The 16926-nt window shown below is 50.8% G+C and carries 19 protein-coding genes; 8 read left to right on the forward strand and 11 right to left on the reverse strand.

Annotated elements, in window-relative coordinates; genetic code table 11:
* Positions 1-2: 2 nt before the first annotated feature.
* Positions 3-566 (forward strand): DUF1697 domain-containing protein, encoded by a 564-nt coding sequence (locus tag MKZ15_RS06705; RefSeq protein ID WP_213622045.1) that lies wholly within the window; start codon positions 3-5, stop codon positions 564-566.
* A gap of 49 nt (positions 567-615) precedes the next feature.
* Here the strand turns inward: MKZ15_RS06705 and MKZ15_RS06710 are convergent, their stop codons facing one another.
* Positions 616-1146 (reverse strand): CDP-alcohol phosphatidyltransferase family protein, encoded by a 531-nt coding sequence (locus tag MKZ15_RS06710; protein ID WP_339820837.1) that lies wholly within the window; start codon positions 1144-1146, stop codon positions 616-618.
* Between the two features lies 1 nt (position 1147).
* Complete coding sequence (locus MKZ15_RS06715; protein WP_155607568.1) at positions 1148-1831, reverse strand: uracil-DNA glycosylase; 684 nt, start codon at positions 1829-1831, stop codon at positions 1148-1150.
* 161 nt (positions 1832-1992) lie between these two features.
* Between MKZ15_RS06715 and MKZ15_RS06720 the strand changes: the two genes are divergently transcribed.
* Together MKZ15_RS06720 and MKZ15_RS06725 are read left to right on the forward strand one after the other, a co-directional pair.
* The gene (locus tag MKZ15_RS06720) at positions 1993-2460 is read left to right on the forward strand and encodes a MarR family transcriptional regulator (RefSeq protein ID WP_155607567.1); all 468 of its coding nucleotides are present in this window, start codon (positions 1993-1995) and stop codon (positions 2458-2460) included.
* A gap of 170 nt (positions 2461-2630) precedes the next feature.
* Complete coding sequence (locus MKZ15_RS06725) at positions 2631-4040, forward strand: MDR family MFS transporter (RefSeq protein ID WP_339820840.1); 1410 nt, start codon at positions 2631-2633, stop codon at positions 4038-4040.
* A gap of 44 nt (positions 4041-4084) precedes the next feature.
* Here MKZ15_RS06725 and gndA read toward each other — a convergent pair whose 3' ends face one another.
* The 3 genes from gndA to zwf all read right to left on the reverse strand — a co-directional run bounded on the left by gndA (position 4085) and on the right by zwf (position 7991).
* Entirely contained in the window at positions 4085-5497 is a 1413-nt protein-coding gene (gndA, locus tag MKZ15_RS06730) for an NADP-dependent phosphogluconate dehydrogenase (RefSeq protein ID WP_155607565.1), read from the reverse strand.
* Between the two features lie 231 nt (positions 5498-5728).
* Positions 5729-6391, reverse strand: coding sequence for a fructose-6-phosphate aldolase (gene fsa, locus MKZ15_RS06735; protein ID WP_339820843.1), 663 nt, complete (start codon positions 6389-6391; stop codon positions 5729-5731).
* Positions 6392-6458: 67 nt separating this feature from the next.
* Entirely contained in the window at positions 6459-7991 is a 1533-nt protein-coding gene (gene zwf, locus MKZ15_RS06740; RefSeq protein WP_339820844.1) for a glucose-6-phosphate dehydrogenase, read from the reverse strand.
* 185 nt (positions 7992-8176) lie between these two features.
* On the opposite strand from zwf, the gene MKZ15_RS06745 reads away from it, so the two are divergent.
* Together MKZ15_RS06745 and MKZ15_RS06750 are read left to right on the forward strand one after the other, a co-directional pair.
* Positions 8177-9055 (forward strand): LysR family transcriptional regulator, encoded by an 879-nt coding sequence (locus MKZ15_RS06745; RefSeq protein ID WP_339820845.1) that lies wholly within the window; start codon positions 8177-8179, stop codon positions 9053-9055.
* Positions 9056-9192: 137 nt separating this feature from the next.
* Positions 9193-9570 carry a hypothetical protein gene (locus MKZ15_RS06750; protein ID WP_339820847.1) on the forward strand — a complete coding sequence of 126 codons (378 nt, stop codon included), beginning with the start codon at positions 9193-9195 and terminating at the stop codon, positions 9568-9570.
* Between the two features lie 40 nt (positions 9571-9610).
* Here the strand turns inward: MKZ15_RS06750 and MKZ15_RS06755 are convergent, their stop codons facing one another.
* Positions 9611-10051 carry a winged helix DNA-binding protein gene (locus MKZ15_RS06755; RefSeq protein WP_244868371.1) on the reverse strand — a complete coding sequence of 147 codons (441 nt, stop codon included), beginning with the start codon at positions 10049-10051 and terminating at the stop codon, positions 9611-9613.
* 149 nt (positions 10052-10200) lie between these two features.
* Here MKZ15_RS06755 and MKZ15_RS06760 point away from each other — a divergent pair, with 149 nt between their 5' ends.
* A complete protein-coding gene (locus MKZ15_RS06760) occupies positions 10201-10701 on the forward strand; it encodes a CarD family transcriptional regulator (RefSeq protein WP_155607560.1) in 501 nt (166 codons plus the stop codon).
* A 46-nt stretch (positions 10702-10747) separates the two neighbouring features.
* Here MKZ15_RS06760 and MKZ15_RS06765 read toward each other — a convergent pair whose 3' ends face one another.
* From MKZ15_RS06765 to MKZ15_RS06785, 5 genes are all read right to left on the reverse strand, one after another.
* Positions 10748-11647, reverse strand: a complete 900-nt coding sequence (locus MKZ15_RS06765) for a hypothetical protein (RefSeq protein WP_339820852.1) — start codon at positions 11645-11647, stop codon at positions 10748-10750.
* 417 nt (positions 11648-12064) lie between these two features.
* Positions 12065-12631, reverse strand: a complete 567-nt coding sequence (locus tag MKZ15_RS06770) for a DUF4256 domain-containing protein (protein WP_339820854.1) — start codon at positions 12629-12631, stop codon at positions 12065-12067.
* 33 nt (positions 12632-12664) lie between these two features.
* Complete coding sequence (locus MKZ15_RS06775; RefSeq protein ID WP_155607557.1) at positions 12665-13834, reverse strand: DUF4317 domain-containing protein; 1170 nt, start codon at positions 13832-13834, stop codon at positions 12665-12667.
* Between the two features lie 185 nt (positions 13835-14019).
* Positions 14020-14712, reverse strand: coding sequence for a cytochrome c biogenesis CcdA family protein (locus tag MKZ15_RS06780; protein WP_155607556.1), 693 nt, complete (start codon positions 14710-14712; stop codon positions 14020-14022).
* The gene (locus MKZ15_RS06785) at positions 14712-14996 is read right to left on the reverse strand and encodes a thioredoxin family protein (protein ID WP_193415813.1); all 285 of its coding nucleotides are present in this window, start codon (positions 14994-14996) and stop codon (positions 14712-14714) included. The genes MKZ15_RS06780 and MKZ15_RS06785 overlap by 1 nt, the downstream gene beginning before the upstream one ends.
* Before the next feature lie 182 nt (positions 14997-15178).
* Between MKZ15_RS06785 and MKZ15_RS06790 the strand changes: the two genes are divergently transcribed.
* Together MKZ15_RS06790 and MKZ15_RS06795 are read left to right on the forward strand one after the other, a co-directional pair.
* Entirely contained in the window at positions 15179-15889 is a 711-nt protein-coding gene (locus tag MKZ15_RS06790) for a response regulator transcription factor (protein WP_339820857.1), read from the forward strand.
* Positions 15886-16920, forward strand: a complete 1035-nt coding sequence (locus MKZ15_RS06795; RefSeq protein ID WP_339820859.1) for an ATP-binding protein — start codon at positions 15886-15888, stop codon at positions 16918-16920. The genes MKZ15_RS06790 and MKZ15_RS06795 overlap by 4 nt, the downstream gene beginning before the upstream one ends.
* Positions 16921-16926: the final 6 nt, after the last annotated feature.

Here is a 16926-nt window from a genome sequence, read left to right on the forward strand (position 1 = left end):
TCATGACCATCCATATCGCGCTGCTGCGGGGCATTAACGTCGGCGGCAAAAATATCATCAAAATGGCGGAGCTCAAGCGTTCACTAACCGAACAGGGGTTTAGCGAGGTACAGACCTATATCCAAAGCGGCAATATCCTGTTTGCTTCGGAAGAAGAAGGGGCGCTGGGCTTGCGGATGGAGGAAGTGATCCGCCGGGATTTTGGCCTGGATATCCCGGTCGTGCTTCGCACGGCGTCAGAATTGCGAGCGACGGCGGAAGGTTGTCCGTTCACGCCAGAAGAGATCGCTGCGGCGGAAGCGGCATCGACAGGGGAGTGCCTGTATGTTGCCTTTTTGCGGAGCGAGCCGACCGCCGAAGCGCTGAAGCGTTTTGCGGCCTATGCCAACGAACAGGAGCTGTTTCGAACATCGGGCAGGGAGGTTTACTTGTTGTTTAAAGAAAGCGTTCGGAATTCCAAGCTGGCGGCGAACCTGCAGAAATTGGATGCCTATGCTACGGTGCGCAACTGGAAAACGGTGGGCAAGCTGCTCTCCCTGGCCGAAGGCATGGAAACGCTGAATTAACTGCGCGATATCCGTCAATCTGGCTTTGCTTGCCCGTAGCCGTCCCCGCTCAAAACCAGCTTTTGCGGTTTAGGTCAAGCTCCCTCGAGGTCAGGTGAATCAGCAGTTCTTCCGTGGCGCTCGCCGCGGAGACGATGCACAAAACGATAAGAATCCACGGATGGTTGCCCTTCGCGAGCATGAGCCAAGGGGCGGCGAAAACGAGCAACCCGGTGATTTTATTGCCCCAGGTATGGATCATCGCAACGGTGCGAAATTTACAGACCGCATAACCTGCGGATGCCACTCGAATGGCAATGGCACCGGCGAGATACGGCCATACGAACCTCATTCCTTCTCCCGCCCACCGGATGAGCGCGAAGGTCACCACCCCGAACATCAGCAGGTCCGCCATTGAATCCAGCTTGGCCCCTATGGAGCTGGCCGTATTCGTTCGGCGCGCAATCCTTCCGTCCAGCACATCGGTAATCCCGGCAATCGTATAGATGATGATAAATACCGTGGGTTGGTTCAGTACGAAGATCATGATACAAGACAGGACCATGCGGCTTAGGGTCAGGCCATTGACCAAATGCTTCATCTTAGCCCTCCGCTAGATCGGGAAGCTGCCAATCGATTTCAGCCCATCCTTTGGAGCGTAAAAATTGATTAGCCCGCGAAAAGGGCTTGCTGCCCAAGAATCCCCGATGGGCGGACAACGGACTGGGGTGTGGCGACTTGATCAAATGATGCTCACGGTTGGTGATCAGCGCCGCTTTTTTCTGCGCATGGCTGCCCCAAAGTAGAAATACGATCGGTTCCCGCTTCTGGTTCAGCGTTTCGATCACCTTGTCGGTGAACACCTCCCAGCCCATGCCCTTGTGGGAATTGGGGGAATCGGCCTGCACGGTCAGTACCGTGTTGAGCAACAACACGCCCTGCTTTGCCCATGGAACCAGATATCCATTGTTGGGGATACGGCAACCCAAATCGTCCCGCAGCTCCTTGAACATATTCTGCAGGGATGGTGGGGCTTTGATACCCGGCTTCACGGAGAAGCTGAGCCCATGAGCCTGTCCGGGTCCATGATAAGGGTCCTGGCCGAGGATTACTACCTTGGTGTCGGCGAAGGAGGTATAATGCAATGCGTTGAAAATATCATACATATCGGGATAAATCGTTTTGGTGCGATATTCGTTCGCCAGAAACTGGCGCAGCTGCGAATAATACGGTTTCTCGAATTCGGGCTCCAGAAACGGGGCCCAATCGTTTTGAAGAATCGTCAAGCGGAAATCACCTCAGGTCTAGTTTGCTAAAGTAGGCTTCGACATCGGTCGACCGAGTTCCTTCTTTCGGATGTGGAACCGATGGGGGGTCAATCTAATGGAACATCCAGCAGAAATTCACTATAATAGGGGTAATGCATCAACGGGCGGGAGGATTGGCGATGAGTAAGCAGGAGCAGGTCATCCTGGATTTCAGAAACGTATTCAACAAGATGGTCTGGCTTAATAAGATGAAGATGGAAGACCGTCTGAAAGGGGTTAAGCCTTCTGAAGTCCATTGTATTGAATCGATTGGAAAGCATGCGGATCCTAACGTAACCCGAATTGCCGAATCACTTTATATGACGAAAGGTGCGATTACGAAGCTCACGAAGAAGCTCATGGAGAAGGGCCTGATCGAAAGCTACCAGAAGCCGGACAACAAGAAAGAGATCTACTTTAAACTGACCGAGCAGGGTCAAGAGATTTATGACATTCACGAGGAGCTGCATAAGGAGTTTCAAGAGCGGGATCAATCTGTATTTGAGCAGGTCACCGAGGAACAATATGATCAAATGCTAATTTTTATGGAACAGTATAGTCGGCATTTGGACGCGGAGATCAAGAAGCAAGGGATCGATCTGAAATAAATGAGTTGGAATCAAAAGGTGCTAGTACATGGCAAATCACAGGCAGCCCATTCTTTTTGAAGGGCTGTCTTTTTTGTTTCGACTATTTGGTTGACAAGGAAACCATATTTGCGTTACTATTTTGTTGACAAGGAAACAAAATACACATTGACTTCTGAAAGGAGAATCCCATGGAGAAAGCAAAAGCTAAAGAAAGAGAGCTGCCTAGAGAAATCCTGATAGCGGCCTGGGCGATTGCGCTTGGCGCCATTGCCCCTATGCTGGACTCGACGATGGTGAATATTGCAATCGACATCCTCAACAAGGATTTTCATACGACATTGGATATCATTCAATGGGCCATTACAGGTTATGTGCTGGCTCTTGCGATGGCGGTCCCGGTGTCCGGTTGGCTGATGAACCATTTTAATGGAAAGAAGATCTTTATCGGAGCAGTTGCTGCGTTTGGCATCATATCCGTTCTAGTGGGCCTAAGCTGGAATATCTCCAGTTTCATTTTTTTTCGCTTACTGCAAGGATTTAGCGCCGGGATCATTACTACACTGATGTTCACGCTTCTGGTTAAAACCGCGGGTCCGAATTATTTGGGGAGAGTGATGGCCATCGTCAGCACGCCGATGATCTTTGGTCCAATTTTGGGTCCTGTCATCGGAGGCTTTATCGTTCAGGGCGCATCATGGCAGTGGATTTTCTTCATCAATGTATTGGTTGTTCTCATTGCCGCACCGCTGATGATCAGACGGATCCCGGACTTTGAACCGTTCAACAAAGAGAGTAAGCTGGATGGATTTGGGATCGTTTGTTTGTCTCTGATGAGTGCGGCTTTCATTTATGGAATTACGAAAGCAGCGGAACATGCTTCGTTTCATAATCACGAAACCTTGATTTGGGTGGGCATCGGCCTTGCCTTAGCTGTCATGTATCTCGCCTATAACCGATTTAGAAGGAATCAAACCGTGCTTCCGCTAAACTTGTTTACGCATCGAAATTATCTGGCATCCAGCGTCGGATTATTTTTGGCGAATATGGCCATCATGGGGCCGATGTTGATCTTGCCTTTGTTCTTCCAAAACTTCCGACACTTCACGGCGATTGAAGCGGCGCTTGCGTTAATTCCCCAAGGCGTCGGAATGCTTGTGACCCGGCCTTTGATCGGTAAAATGATCGATCGGATCGGCGCGAAATACGTGGTCATGGTCAGCCTGGTTCTTTCGCTGATCGGGTCCATTCCGCTGATTTTCATCACCGATCGAACCAGCATGGTTTGGATATCCCTCGTCCTATTTATTCGGGGGACCAGCGTTGGGGGGATTAATCTCCCGTTGACGAGTGACGCGTATACGGGACTGGACGATCATCAGCTCCCGGAAGCAGGCGTTGGGATCAACATCATTGAGAACTTGGGCGCAAGTTTTGGTTCCGCCGTGATCGCGACTGTGGTTGCGACGGTGGTCCAAGGGGTACAGCCAACCATCGCAAATGGTTTGAAAGGATACCACGCAGGATTTCTCGTTTCAGCCCTCATCCTCATCCTTATCTTTATCCCGGGCTTATTCCTCACCCATAAAAGAAACGCATAAAGAAGCCGCGAGATGAATCCTCGCGGCTTCTTGTTTTTTCAATATTATTTATCGAACCATTGAAAATGGAACGTTCCTTCCTGGTCAACGCGTTCGAACGTATGAGCGCCGAAGTAGTCGCGCTGCGCTTGCAGCAGATTGGCCGGCAACCGCTCGGAACGATAGCTGTCGTAGTACGCCAGGGCGGAGGAGAAGGCCGGTACCGGAATGCCGCGGGTGACGGCGGTGGCAATGACTTGTCTCCAGGCGTCTTGATAGTTCTCCACAACATCCTTGAAGTAATCGTCCAGCAGCAGGTTTCTAAGCTCCGGATCGCGATCATAAGCGTTCTTGATGTTCTGCAGGAAGCGGGCGCGGATGATGCAGCCGCCGCGGAAGATCATGGCGATGGCGCCATAGTTCAAGTCCCAGCCATATTCCTCGGAAGCCAGTCGCATCTGCGCGAAGCCTTGGGCGTACGACGCGATTTTGCTGGCGTACAACGCCTTGCGAACGGCTTCGATGAACGCTTGTTTGTCGCCGGTGTACGGCGTGGCGGCTGGACCGCTCAGTCGTTTACTCGCAGCAACGCGTTCCGCCTTCATCGCGGAGATGAAGCGTGCGAACACCGACTCGGTGATGATGGACAGCGGCACGCCGAGATCAAGGGCGCTTTGGCTGGTCCATTTGCCGGTGCCTTTCTGGCCGGCGGCATCGAGAATGACGTCCACCATCGGTTGGCCGGTGGCGGGATCTTTTTTGCCGAAGATGTCGGCGGTGATTTCGATCAGGTAGCTGTCCAGCTCGCCGTTATTCCACTCGGTGAATATATCATGCAGTTCGTCCACGCCAAGTCCGAGCACGTCCTTCAACAGTTGGTAGGCTTCGCCAATCAATTGCATATCGCCGTATTCGATCCCGTTATGAACCATCTTCACGTAGTGGCCAGCACCGTCCGGACCGATGTAGGTGGAGCAGGGATCGCCGTTTACTTTGGCCGAAATGGCCGTCAGAATCGGCTCAACCAGCTCGTAAGCGTCGCGTTGCCCGCCGGGCATGATCGCCGGTCCCTTCAGCGCGCCTTCTTCGCCGCCGGACACGCCGGCGCCGATATAGCGGATGCCTTGGGACTCCAGCAATTTATTTCTGCGCTGCGTATCCGGGAAGTGCGCGTTCCCGCCGTCGATCAAAATGTCGCCCTTTTCGAGATAAGGGACGAGCTGGTTAATCGTGTCGTCGGTTGGTTTGCCGGCTTTCACCATAATCAAAATTTTACGGGGCGTTTCGAGCGCTTGTACGAATTCCTCAATGTTGTAGGTGCCGACGAAATTTTTACCCGGCGCTTCCTCCAGCAGCTCTTTGGTTTTCTCAGAAGAGCGGTTGTACAAGGCAACGGAGAAGCCGTTGCTTTCGATATTTAAGGCGAGGTTCTTGCCCATGACGGCCAGGCCGACGACGCCAATTTGTTGTTTCTTCATTCGAATTTTCCTCCAAACCTATCCGCGAATATTTTCTTACTATATAAAATTAAAATGCGAGTTCAAAAGTCAGTTTTCAGCACCGAGAAGGTTGGAAGAAGCTAGGGACCGAGGAGCGGAGCATAGGTAGAACCTACGTGAGCACCAGAGGGCCCGGCTGAATTCTAGATTCGATGCTGAATCCACTTCATGACTTGCTTTGTGATCAAAAGACGACTTTCGAATTACCGCTTATAAGGATTTTTTCCAGTCGGCAGCGAACTTCTCTAGCCCTTGATCCGTAAGCGGGTGTTTAGCCAGCTGCTCGATGACGCCAAACGGAATCGTGGCGATATGCGCCCCAGCTAACGCTACGCGGGTGACGTGGTCCGGGTGACGAACGGAGGCCGCGATGATTTGCGTGTCCAAGCCATGAACCCGGAACAACTCCGCTATTTTTGCAACCAATAGCACGCCATCTTCTGAAATATCGTCTAAGCGGCCGAGAAATGGCGATACGTACGTGGCACCGGCGCGGGCGGCGAGCAGGGCCTGATTGACCGTGAAGATCAAGGTAACGTTGGTCTTGACGCCTTTTTGAGCCAGGTACTTGGTCGCTTCGAGTCCTGCCAATGTCATCGGAAGCTTAATCGTGATGCGCAGGTCATGGTTATTGATTTTGATCAATTCGTCCGCTTGGGCAATCATCTCTTCGGCCGTGAGCGCATCCGGTGTCACTTCAGCCGAAACGGATTCCACGTCGGAAACGGCTTGCAGGATTTCGGCGATGCGGTCTTCGAACTTGACGCCTTCCTTGGCTACCAGGGAAGGGTTGGTTGTCACCCCGGACAAGACGCCGATTTTATGGGCCTTTTTGATGTCTTCCAGATTGGCTGTGTCTACAAAAAACTTCATCGCAAATCCCTCCAATTTGTAAAATATAGATTTGAGATATCGGGGTGAAAAGCACGTTCATCCCCCGTTATTTGATGGACAAGGCTTCCCTCGCCGACGGTGTAACTGTCTGAACTTCTGTAGATGCGGCTTCGCTTTCTTGATCGAACCACCACTCGAAACCGTCTTTAGCCAACAGTTCATGCGCGGCCTTCGGACCAAAACTGCCTGCCGGGTAGGCATGTAATGGAACCTCATTCGCCGCATAGGCGTCAAGGATCGGCTGCACCCATTTCCAGGACAACTCGACTTCGTCCCAATGGGCGAAGAAGGAAGAATCGCCGCGGAGCGCGTCATAAATCAGGTTCTCGTAAGCCTCTGGCACATCGCTACCGCTCTTGTGAGATCCGATCAGGACCTTCGTGAGATCCTGCTGTTGCGCTTCGCCTTCCGTATTCAGGCGCAGGTAAATGCCTTCATTCGGGCTGATTTCGAACACCAGCAAGTTCGGGGCGCCGCCGTTGTTGGACGCAGCAATTTGCTTAACCGGCTCCCGGAATTCAATGACGATCCGCGTCGCTTTCTCCTTCATGCGTTTGCCGGTGCGGATATAAAACGGAATCCCCCGCCAGAAATCATCTTCGATTTGCAGCTTGGCAGCGATAAACGTGTCGTTATGGGAATCCTGCGGGATTCCGGCTTCGTCCTTGTAGCCAACGACCGGCTTCCCTTGAATCGACCCGCTCGCATACTGACCGCGGACCACCTGGGTTGCGACGTCCTGGCGCGGCAGCGGCTCTAAGGATTGCATGACGTGTTTCTTCTTGTTACGCACTTGCTCCGAATCATCGCCTTTTGGCAGGTGTCCGGCCAACATCATCAACAGTTGCAGCATATGATTTTGGAACATGTCGCGCAACGCGCCGGAATGATCGTAATAGCCGGCTCTTTCTTCGACGCCGACCGTTTCGCTGGCCGTAATTTGCACGCTAGCAATATAACGCTTGTTCCAGGAAGCCTGAAGCACCGGGTTCGTCTGTTGCAGCAGCTGGAGCTTCTGTACCATCGGCTTGCCGAGGTAGTGGTCGATGCGGAAAATTTCCTCTTCGGTAAAAGCTTTGCTGAGCTGCGCGTTGAAATCCCGAGCAGATTGCAAATCGCGGCCAAACGGTTTTTCGATCACAAGGCGTTTCCAGCCTTTCGTATCGCCAAGCCCGCTATCCTGAATATGGGCGGCGATCGTTTCGAACAGTTCCGGACCTACCGACAAATAAAACAATCGGTTTGGGGCAATCCCTGCGGTTCGTTCGCCTTCCTCGACCCGTTGCAGCAGGCTTTGATAATCTTCCTTACGGTCGACGTTCAGCACATGATAGCGGAAGAAGCCGAGGAATTGGTTCACGGCCTCCGCGTTGCTGGCATCCCGTCGCGAAAAGCTGTGCAGAGACCGCTCGATGTTTGCCTTAAAGGTCTCGTCGGACCATTCTCTGCGGCCCAAGCCAATCACGGAAAAAACATCCGGCAGCTTTCCATCCAAAAACAAGTTAAACAGGGCAGGGTAAATTTTGCGTTTTGCCAAATCCCCGGTTGCCCCAAACAATACAAACGTATTGGCATCCATCCAGGTTCTCTCCTCTCGGCATAGCTTTTCATCTATGTGTTCTTGGGAGGCGCCTCGGTCTTGATTCCGGGGTAACCGCCTAAATCCCATCTCTAAGCTATGGATTATTTTGACTGACTCCACTATAATACGAATATCGCCATAGGTGAAATTAATATATTTGACAGGAGCTATAGACTGCATTTATGACAAATAATTATGAATTATATAAAGTCTTTTATTGGGCGGCCAAAACCGGCAGTCTGACTCAGGCAGCCAATGCCTTGTTTCTGACGCAGCCGAGCGTAAGCCATGCCATTAAGCAGCTGGAAGAGAGCTTTGGCCTCACGTTGTTCTACCGCAACTCCAAGGGGGTGTCTCTAACGCAAGAAGGCGCGCTCTTGTACTCCTATATCGAGCAATCGCAAATTCTTATCTCCCTCGCGGAGAAAAAAATGGCTGAGCTCAAAAACCTCGATACCGGTGTGCTCCGGATCGGCGGCAGCGACTCGTTATTCAAGCATTACTTGCTTCCGTATATAGAAGAGTTTCACCAACGATATCCTGACGTTGGGATTCAGCTGCTTCACGGTACGACGCCGGAAATCATGGGTTACTTAAAGGAGGGGAAGATCGATCTTGGCGTCGCCCGGATGCCGATCGTTGATTCTCATATCGAGGTGCGGGAAGGGATTCTACTGCAAGATTGCTTCGTGGCCGGCTGCGCGTACGCCGATCTCAAGGATAAAGTGATCCCGCTGGATACACTGCTGGAGCATCCGCTCGTCTTGTTCTCGCGGAATAGCCGGGCTCGCATGGCGATCACCGAGTTGTTCCACGAGTACGGTTACGAGCTTAAGCCGGAAATCGAAGTGGGCAGTGTCGATCTGCTGATCGAATTGGCCCGCAAAGGACTGGGAGTCTCCTATGTAGCTCGGGAATTCGTGTCGAAGGAGCTGGAGGAAGGGTCGTTGTTTGAAATCCGGCTGGACGTGGAATTGCCGCCGTCGCAAGTGGGGATTATGAATATGCGGAATATGCCGCTCACGAGTGCGGCCCAGAAATTCATCGAGGAATTCCGTTAAGTCAAAGTTTAAGAAGCTTCACATAAATTCTTTTTTTCGGGGGACCCGCGAGATTTCTCCAGCATAGGATGAAATAGGTGTTTGACTATTTTTCCTGTGGGAGGATAACTCGATACATCTATCAAGAAGCCCGGCAAATGGTACCTCACCCCGTGTTAACGGAGGTGAGACAAATCGCAGCCAACCAAGTTCTCCTGGTATACGATCAGCGAGCCGATTTTGGATCGGCAACACGGATCTCGAACTATTGGATCCGTAGTAATAAAGGAGCAGGCGGAGCGGCTAGCCTAGGGATGGGGGAGGCGCTGACTGCGGCAAACGCGATCAGGCCAGAAGCTGCGATGATTACGTCAGCGGATAATACGAACACACGATTTGTCATCACATTCAGGGAGCGGGCATTGACCGGTGTCACTCATATCGTTCTGCCTTGCTTCGTCAGTGTGGAAGGCATGACCGGGTATGGCGGAGCCAATTGGGGCCCTTTCAGCCGTAACGTGTTTATTGGGATGTAAAAAAAGGAAGGAGGGGGCGTACCCCTCCTTCCTCCGTTTTTCACGCCTCATTCAAGGTACCCCAATCCGCTTGGAGCAGCTGTTTCAACAAGGCGACCTGATCGGCTCCGAGAGCATCCATGATTTTTTGCTCCAGCGATGCCTTAATCAAGGCGTTCTTCTCATAACTGCTCTCGCCTAGCGACGTTAATTTGAGACATTTCTCCTTCTTATTGTTCTGAGCTTTGGTGATCTCGACCCATCCTTTTGATTCCAAACTCTTGATGAATTTGTGGGTAGCCTGCCGTGAAATGTCCACCTGCCTGGTCACCTGAGAGATGGTCGGATTTCTCTTATAAATCCTTGCCATAATAAACCACTCTGAATTGGAAATGTAGATATCATGACGGTCGTTCCACAACTGCTCGCAGATGGAGCGAAGCTGGACATGGCGTTCGCTGATCAGGTCGATCAGATTCAATTCCTCGAATTCAAGGTACACTCCGTTCCTCCATTCCATTCACGTTCCTATTTCCCTACACTATACAAAAGCATCCGTAAATTGTCAATTTGGTTGACATTTTGTCGAAAAACAGGTATATTGATAATAGTCAACTTAGTTGACAAAAATAGAGAGGCGGGATCACGACCATGTTTCATGAGGGGGATTTGATCATTTATTCGGTGCATGGCGTTTGCCGCATCGACGACGTTTGCGTCAAATCGCTAGCCGGCGTTTCCAAGTCTTATTATGAGCTGCATCCGCTCGGCAACGAGACCTTGAAAATTAGCACTCCGGTCGATAATGCGTCGGTGCTGATGCAGAAATTGATGGGTCCGGAGGAGGCCAAGACGATATTGGATTCGTTTCAGGCACCGGGCATCCAATGGATTGATAATAATAATGAACGGCATCACAGCTATACTGCGATCGTTAAAACGGGCAACCGGGAGGATATCGTACAAGTCGCCAGTACGTTGATGCGTAAGAAACAACTAGCTGAGCTGAATCATAAGAAATTGGGCAACCAGGATCATCAACTGTTGCTCGGAATTCAGAACGTCCTGTTCAAAGAGCTAGCCATTGCCTTGAATATCACTTACGAAGACGTGATAAGCGAAGTGCATGAGAAGGTTGCCGTGAACTTATAAATATAATAGAAGAAGAGAGGTGCAAGCCGCACCTCTCTTCTTTGCCTTATAAATAACATTGAATCGACTTTTCGATCCAATACGAGAACCTTGTCTCCGGATACTGTTGTTCAATGAGCTTCATCTTCAAATACAATTCGATCCCATCGGAAACGTCATGCCATAAATCGGTGAACACGTAATCGTAAGCATCCTGGGACAACCGTGTGCGGGCAAACTCGAAAGCATCCGCATGAATGATCTGAATTTTCCCGGCCTGCTTGAACTGGGGCAGAATATGCTGCTTAAACAAACGGATAACGTCCTCATTGATTTCCACAATCGTCACGCTGTCCACGTTGTCTTTCTCCGAAACCATATAAGCATAGTAGCCAAGGCCAAGACCAAACGTAAGGACGCTCCCAAAAGCCTCCGCGACGGGTACCTTCATCGTCTCGATTTCGTTTGGTGTCAGCGTCATCCAGACGCGGCCCTGTTCCAGAACCGCCGGATATTTGAATTCAGCGGGAAAGATACCGATTTGCGGAAACTGGCGTCCTTCCGAAGTCTGGAGGATGTCATTGCAGACAAAACCTTCATACGGCTTATAGCATTTGTATGTGAGCTCGCTACCGCCGATGCGCACTTCGGGGAGGCGGATATTCCGATAAAAGGGGTTTTGTTCGTATTCCCCAACGTCGAGCAGATGAATCATGGGGTGGAAATACGCGTTAAATAGCGCCTTATCCTCGTCACTATCGACGATATCTAGCCCGAACTTGGCAGCAAGAATCAGCTTGAAGGCGTATTCGACCGACACGCCGCTTTGGACAATCTCTTCGACCTCCGCCTCATGGATGAGATCGGGTGCATGGTTCAAATAACTGCTCAGTAATGCGAATACTTTGTGATTGTCTTGGCGGATTTGTTTCTGTTGTTCCTGTGTTGGTTGTTGTTGTTCTGGCAAAGGGCTCACCTGTTTCCACGAACTATTGTTGATTGGTCAATATGGACAGGGTACCATTCGAATGGCTTCTTTTCAATCCAAGGTCCTATTCGTACAACCCCAGGCTAACGCTTGCCTCAATGCTTATTGATGCCAAATAAGGGGGATGTCAGCTCTAACGCTTACCAGCGAGCTTATTTGGGCAAAAACGCCTCTTTTACGAGGAGAAACAGGCAAATAAGCTCTACCATAAGCGTTACATTGGGAATCCCCCCATTTTGGGCCTAATAGCGTTGCTGACAAGCGTTAAGGAGCATTGCGGTTTGGGAGTTATTAAAAATAGGACGGCCCATCGATATCAGCAATCAATCCGGATTGTGTAGGTCTCCATCCCAACCTGAAAAAGCCTTGTCCCATTTGTGTTTATCTCCGGGTATTTCAAACCCTTAAAGCCCCGCGGAACCCTCTGGCGCCGTAGTAGGAGTCCGCTCCATTGTGGTACACAAAGACCGTATCGTAGCGGCGGTCGCAGAAGAGGGCGCCGCCAAGCTTTCGGATCGGAGCAGGGGTTTTCACCCAACTGGATGTCTTCAGATCGAAGTTCCCAAGCTTTTGCAACCCCCGATATTGTTCTTCCGTTAACAGCTCAACGCCCATGGCTTCCGCCATATTCATCGCGCTGTCTTCCGGCTTGTGCTGTTTTCTCGACTCCAGTGCTTCATGGTCGTAACAGATGCTTCTGCGACCCTTAGGCGTTTCCGCCGAGCAGTCTACAAATACAAATTCATCCGTCAGCTCGTCATACCCGATTACGTCCGGTTCGCCGCCGGTCCGTTCCATTTCATGGAGCGACCACAGCTTCTTCGGCTGAGCCTCCAGCTTGGCTTGTACATGAGCCCATTCCAACTCGGGGTGTCGACTCAAATTTTTCTCGAATCGGGCCTTCAGGGCTTGGAGCAGTTCCTCGCGTTGCTCGTGCAGCAAGTCCGTTTGTTCATTCGTCATCATGAAGCCTCCTTTGCTTTATAAGCTTAATCCTTATAATTCTTCGGTATTAAGCGTAAATCCTTCGATCACCGCATCTTCATCGACCTCGATCAAGATGCAACGTTTACCATGATAATTGACTTGTTTCACGTATCTTAAATCCTGCGGGCTGACCGAAATCGTGGCGACCTTCGTATCGATCTTGATTGATTTCGATGTAAACTTCGGCACGACGCTGCTCGCTTTGATCTCATAATTCTTGTCATCGATAACCGTTTGGTAGGCAAGCTCAACCCTTTCCGTGGTAACGTTCTCCACGCCGCTGGCGGTCAGCACGCGCTCGACATCTTTATAATCCAGCTTCGGAGGTTCTTCCTCTTCGTGGGTTTCGATGACCTGCTGAATTTCCTCGTAGACGCTCGCAATCGTGGAGGCGTCCAGCTGATCCCCGGCAATTTCCTTGACGATATCCTCGAAGATGGCTCTCTCTTCTAACGCGGTTACGGTCTTCTCGGCATTCAGAACCTGATCGATAAAATGCTGATTCGGATCGTTGACTTTGCCCGCGCAATACAGCACCCGATTCACATCGGAGAAACCGTCCGTTACGCTAGGGTAGAAGAAGCCTTGCTCCGGCGTACGCAGCTTGATGATCGGATCAACGATGACATTGTATTTGAATTCGCGTTCAATATAATCGAACATCAGTGTTTTTCGTTGCGGTTCCGTGGAATTGATACTGCATAGAATAAACGGATTCGCGAACATCTCATCGTTTTCGCTTTCCTCGGCTTCCTCGTTACGTTCCTTGGTTGGCTTGTAGTATTGTCCGCGAACGAAGGTGATCACCGTATCCCGCTCATACTTCGTATCCTCCAACATTTTCTCCACCAGAAGAAGCATCAAATCATGCCACTCCTCGGCATCACCGGTAACCAGAGCTTGATGGAGAAGCGGCTGAGAGGGCTTGTCCGTTTCCGGCTGCTCCTGGAACTTTAACTCGAACAGCTTCTGATCCAATTCACCGGCCAGCAGCTTCTTGAAATTGCCCATATGCAGCTCCTGCTTCTCCCGCTCCAAGAGTTCGAACGGCGTGCGTTCAAAATGATAGATTTCATTCGTTTCCTTCATAATATAGACGTTAAGAATGTCGTAAATACTAAGTCTTTCATGATCCAACTTGAACTGTTTACGGATATAAGCGACTTCTTTCTTGATCAAGGCGATTCCCCTTTGCAAAAATCAATATTTGCATTGTACTACAATGCTCGTCACCTGTCATGATCCGCCAAAACGAAAAAGATCCAAACTGTCAAAGAGGAGCGGCCGAGGCCAAAACTCTATTGCAGGTTGGATCCGTGTGAATGAACCGAAGAACAGACGCGTGTCTTCCTTCTATGATGTAATTACTTCATGAACCCCACAATCAGCAAGATGATCCCAAGTGCGATGGAGAAGTAGCCGGCGATCTTTTTGATCGGCCCGCCCCATTTGGACAGCTTGCTGAGAACGGAAATGGAGAAGACCGCAACCAATGCGAGAATCACGCCTTTGCCCAGGGAGTACGTCGTCATGAGCAACGCGCCGTGAAGCGGACTGCCTTGAAGAGCAATATAGCTGATCAACGCGAAAAAGATCGGGATCGCACAGGGCGAAATGACAAGTCCATATGGAATCCCCAGCTTGAAAGCAGCCAACAGGCCAGGCTGTTTATCCGGCCGGCTCATCGGCTTCTGGAAGGCAGGCATCGCGAATGAAATAACTCCTAACAGCTGCAGACCTGCCAAGATGTCAAAGAGCGGCGGGATCCAGGTCAGCAAGTGATATTTCTCGATAAAGGGAAGAAACTGCTGGCCAAGCAGGGCGAAAATGAAACCCGCCAACAACGAAGTGACCCCCATGCCTAAGATAAAGTTAAATGCAATAGCCAGGGCTTTTCTTTTACTGCCGGAGGCCCCTTTTTGGACATATCCTCCAAACATCGCAAGTACGGGTAAATAGCAGGCTAACACCGCGCTCACGATGCCAACAATGAACACCAGGATGTAGGTCGAGGCGGAAATACCGCCCGAGATCGTAAAATGATATAAATTTTCCATTAGTGACTCCTTTGATCTTGTGGATGATTTTCGTGACGAAGCAGTTCAGCGACACGTTCGCGAAGCTTGGTGAATGTGGGTAAAGTAACAAATTCCGCTTTTCCATTGATCAGAATCGCCCCGGCGCTAAATAGGTTCAGCTCCTGAAGACGTTCAAACTGATCAACGACATGTAATTCCTGGATCACGATTTGTGGAAATTCTTCCGCCACTTGCTTGACCAGCTTGATCGCTTTCTGACAAATGGAACACCCCGGTCCAGCGGATACTACTTCAATTAACAGATGGACCTCCTCCTTTACTTCGTGCTGTGAACCATTCTCCCCGTTTCAGGAAGATTTGTTTTTGATTATAAAGACCGGGCTGTTAAATCCTTGTTAAGTGGAGCTGCCACAAACCCCAGGACTTGCTCGCATCCCGAAAACGGGTATGATATGGTATTGTCATTGAAGAAAGGGGCGGTGTAATGCGAATCCTTATTGTTGAAGATGAGGAGGATCTATCCCGTGCATTAGCCAAGGGATTAAAGCGGGAAGGGTATGCCGTGGACATGGCGCTGGACGGGCTGATCGGCTGGGAGATGGCGGATACGAATGAGTACGATGTGGTGATTCTCGACATCAATCTTCCAGAGCTCGACGGTATTTCGCTTTGCCAGCAAATTCGCCGATCCTCGCACCATCCCGATGTGCTTATCCTCATGCTGACCGCACGCAGCCACCCAGATGAGGTGGAAGAAGGGTTGGATTCCGGGGCGGATGACTATCTCCGCAAACCGTTTGTGTTTAATGAATTGCTTGCCCGCATCCGGGCGCTGCTTCGCCGGAGCTCGTCCGTGAAAAGCCCGGTTTTACAATACGAGGGGCTGACCCTTGATACGAATAGGAAAGAAGTTTGGTATGGGGAGGAACGGATTTCATTAACGCGAAAAGAATTTGGTCTGCTTGAATATCTGATGCTGCATCCCGGTGAGGTCATTTCGTCGGAAAGGCTTCTGGAGCATGTTTGGGATATCCATGCCGATCCCTTGACTTCTACGGTCCGGGTTCATATCAACTCGCTGCGAAGAAAGCTCTCGCACCATGATCCGGAGGCTGGGGAGAGGTATATTCAGACGGTTCAAGGTCATGGATACAAATGGGCGGGCACAACTGCAAAGAAAGAGGAATTAAAATGAGAAGAGGGAATCGACTTTCGCTACGTCTCAGATTAACGCTGTTCGAAATTCTTTTTCTGGCCATCTTAATTACGCTATATGTATCGATAGAAACTTTCTTCTCTACGACTCGAATTGTACCGGAGATGCAGGGGCGAATCATCAGCTTGTTGGTTGTTCTCACGGGGATGGTGCTTAGCGCGCAATGGCTCGCCGTGATCATCTTGAAACCCGTAAAACGGATGAGCGAAACCTCGGCTGGCATTACCGCTTCCACCCTGCATAAACGGCTGGAGATCGATGAGCTCCATGATGAATTAAAGAAGCTGGGGATTACCTTTAATACGATGCTGGATGGGTTGGAGCATTCGTTTAACCAGCAGGTCAGGTTTGTTTCGGCGGCCGCACATGAGTTAAGAACCCCGCTTTCCATCCTACGCACGAATCTGGAAGTGGCCGGGGATAGCCGGAGTATCGATCCGGACGAATGGAGAGAGTACAGGGAGACCACGGAACGGACGCTTGCGCGGCTGGAATCCTTAACGGAAGATTTGCTGCTGCTGGCGGACGGGACGAATGATCGGGACGAGCGGGAGCATCAAGTAGTGGGGCTTGCGGACATTCTTCGAGATGTGATTTCCTTTATGGAACCGATGGCTGACAAACACGGGGTGACGCTTCATTTGATGGAGCCCTGTACGGCCCTGGTGAAGGGGGAGGAGAACTTCTTATTCCTCGTATTCCGTAACTTGCTGGATAATGCCATTCGGTATAATCGGCCTAATGGGAGCGTTACCCTGCAGGTCACGGAAGAGGATGAACAGGTTGTGGTTCGGGTGTCGGACACCGGGAAGGGGATTCCCCTGGAGTCCAGGGAGTTGATATATGAACGGTTTTATCGCCTCGACTCGTCACGGGCGCGCAGGCATGGCGGCGCCGGCCTAGGCCTGTCGATCGTCCGCCATCTGCTCTCCTTCTTCCAGGGGACCGTTGAGCTGGAGGCATCTTCCGAACTGGGAAGCGTATTTAAGGTTACGTTGCTTCGGGGCTAAACCGAA

Origin of the sequence: Paenibacillus sp. FSL R7-0216 (assembly GCF_037969915.1) — a bacterium.
Taxonomy (GTDB): domain Bacteria; phylum Bacillota; class Bacilli; order Paenibacillales; family Paenibacillaceae; genus Fontibacillus; species Fontibacillus rhizolycopersici.

Bases quoted from the DNA above. Each gene is read 5' to 3' on its own strand.
- gndA (WP_155607565.1), bottom strand. From the start codon at position 5,497: ATGAAGAAACAACAAATTGGCGTCGTCGGCCTGGCCGTCATGGGCAAG.
- MKZ15_RS06745 (WP_339820845.1), top strand. From the start codon at position 8,177: ATGACAAATAATTATGAATTATATAAAGTCTTTTATTGGGCGGCCAAA.
- MKZ15_RS06795 (WP_339820859.1), top strand. From the start codon at position 15,886: ATGAGAAGAGGGAATCGACTTTCGCTACGTCTCAGATTAACGCTGTTC.
- fsa (WP_339820843.1), bottom strand. From the start codon at position 6,391: ATGAAGTTTTTTGTAGACACAGCCAATCTGGAAGACATCAAAAAGGCC.
- zwf (WP_339820844.1), bottom strand. From the start codon at position 7,991: ATGGATGCCAATACGTTTGTATTGTTTGGGGCAACCGGGGATTTGGCA.
- MKZ15_RS06720 (WP_155607567.1), top strand. From the start codon at position 1,993: ATGAGTAAGCAGGAGCAGGTCATCCTGGATTTCAGAAACGTATTCAAC.
- MKZ15_RS06770 (WP_339820854.1), bottom strand. From the start codon at position 12,631: ATGACGAATGAACAAACGGACTTGCTGCACGAGCAACGCGAGGAACTG.
- MKZ15_RS06750 (WP_339820847.1), top strand. From the start codon at position 9,193: ATGGTACCTCACCCCGTGTTAACGGAGGTGAGACAAATCGCAGCCAAC.
- MKZ15_RS06780 (WP_155607556.1), bottom strand. From the start codon at position 14,712: ATGGAAAATTTATATCATTTTACGATCTCGGGCGGTATTTCCGCCTCG.
- MKZ15_RS06725 (WP_339820840.1), top strand. From the start codon at position 2,631: ATGGAGAAAGCAAAAGCTAAAGAAAGAGAGCTGCCTAGAGAAATCCTG.
- MKZ15_RS06790 (WP_339820857.1), top strand. From the start codon at position 15,179: ATGCGAATCCTTATTGTTGAAGATGAGGAGGATCTATCCCGTGCATTA.
- MKZ15_RS06760 (WP_155607560.1), top strand. From the start codon at position 10,201: ATGTTTCATGAGGGGGATTTGATCATTTATTCGGTGCATGGCGTTTGC.
- MKZ15_RS06710 (WP_339820837.1), bottom strand. From the start codon at position 1,146: ATGAAGCATTTGGTCAATGGCCTGACCCTAAGCCGCATGGTCCTGTCT.
- MKZ15_RS06705 (WP_213622045.1), top strand. From the start codon at position 3: ATGACCATCCATATCGCGCTGCTGCGGGGCATTAACGTCGGCGGCAAA.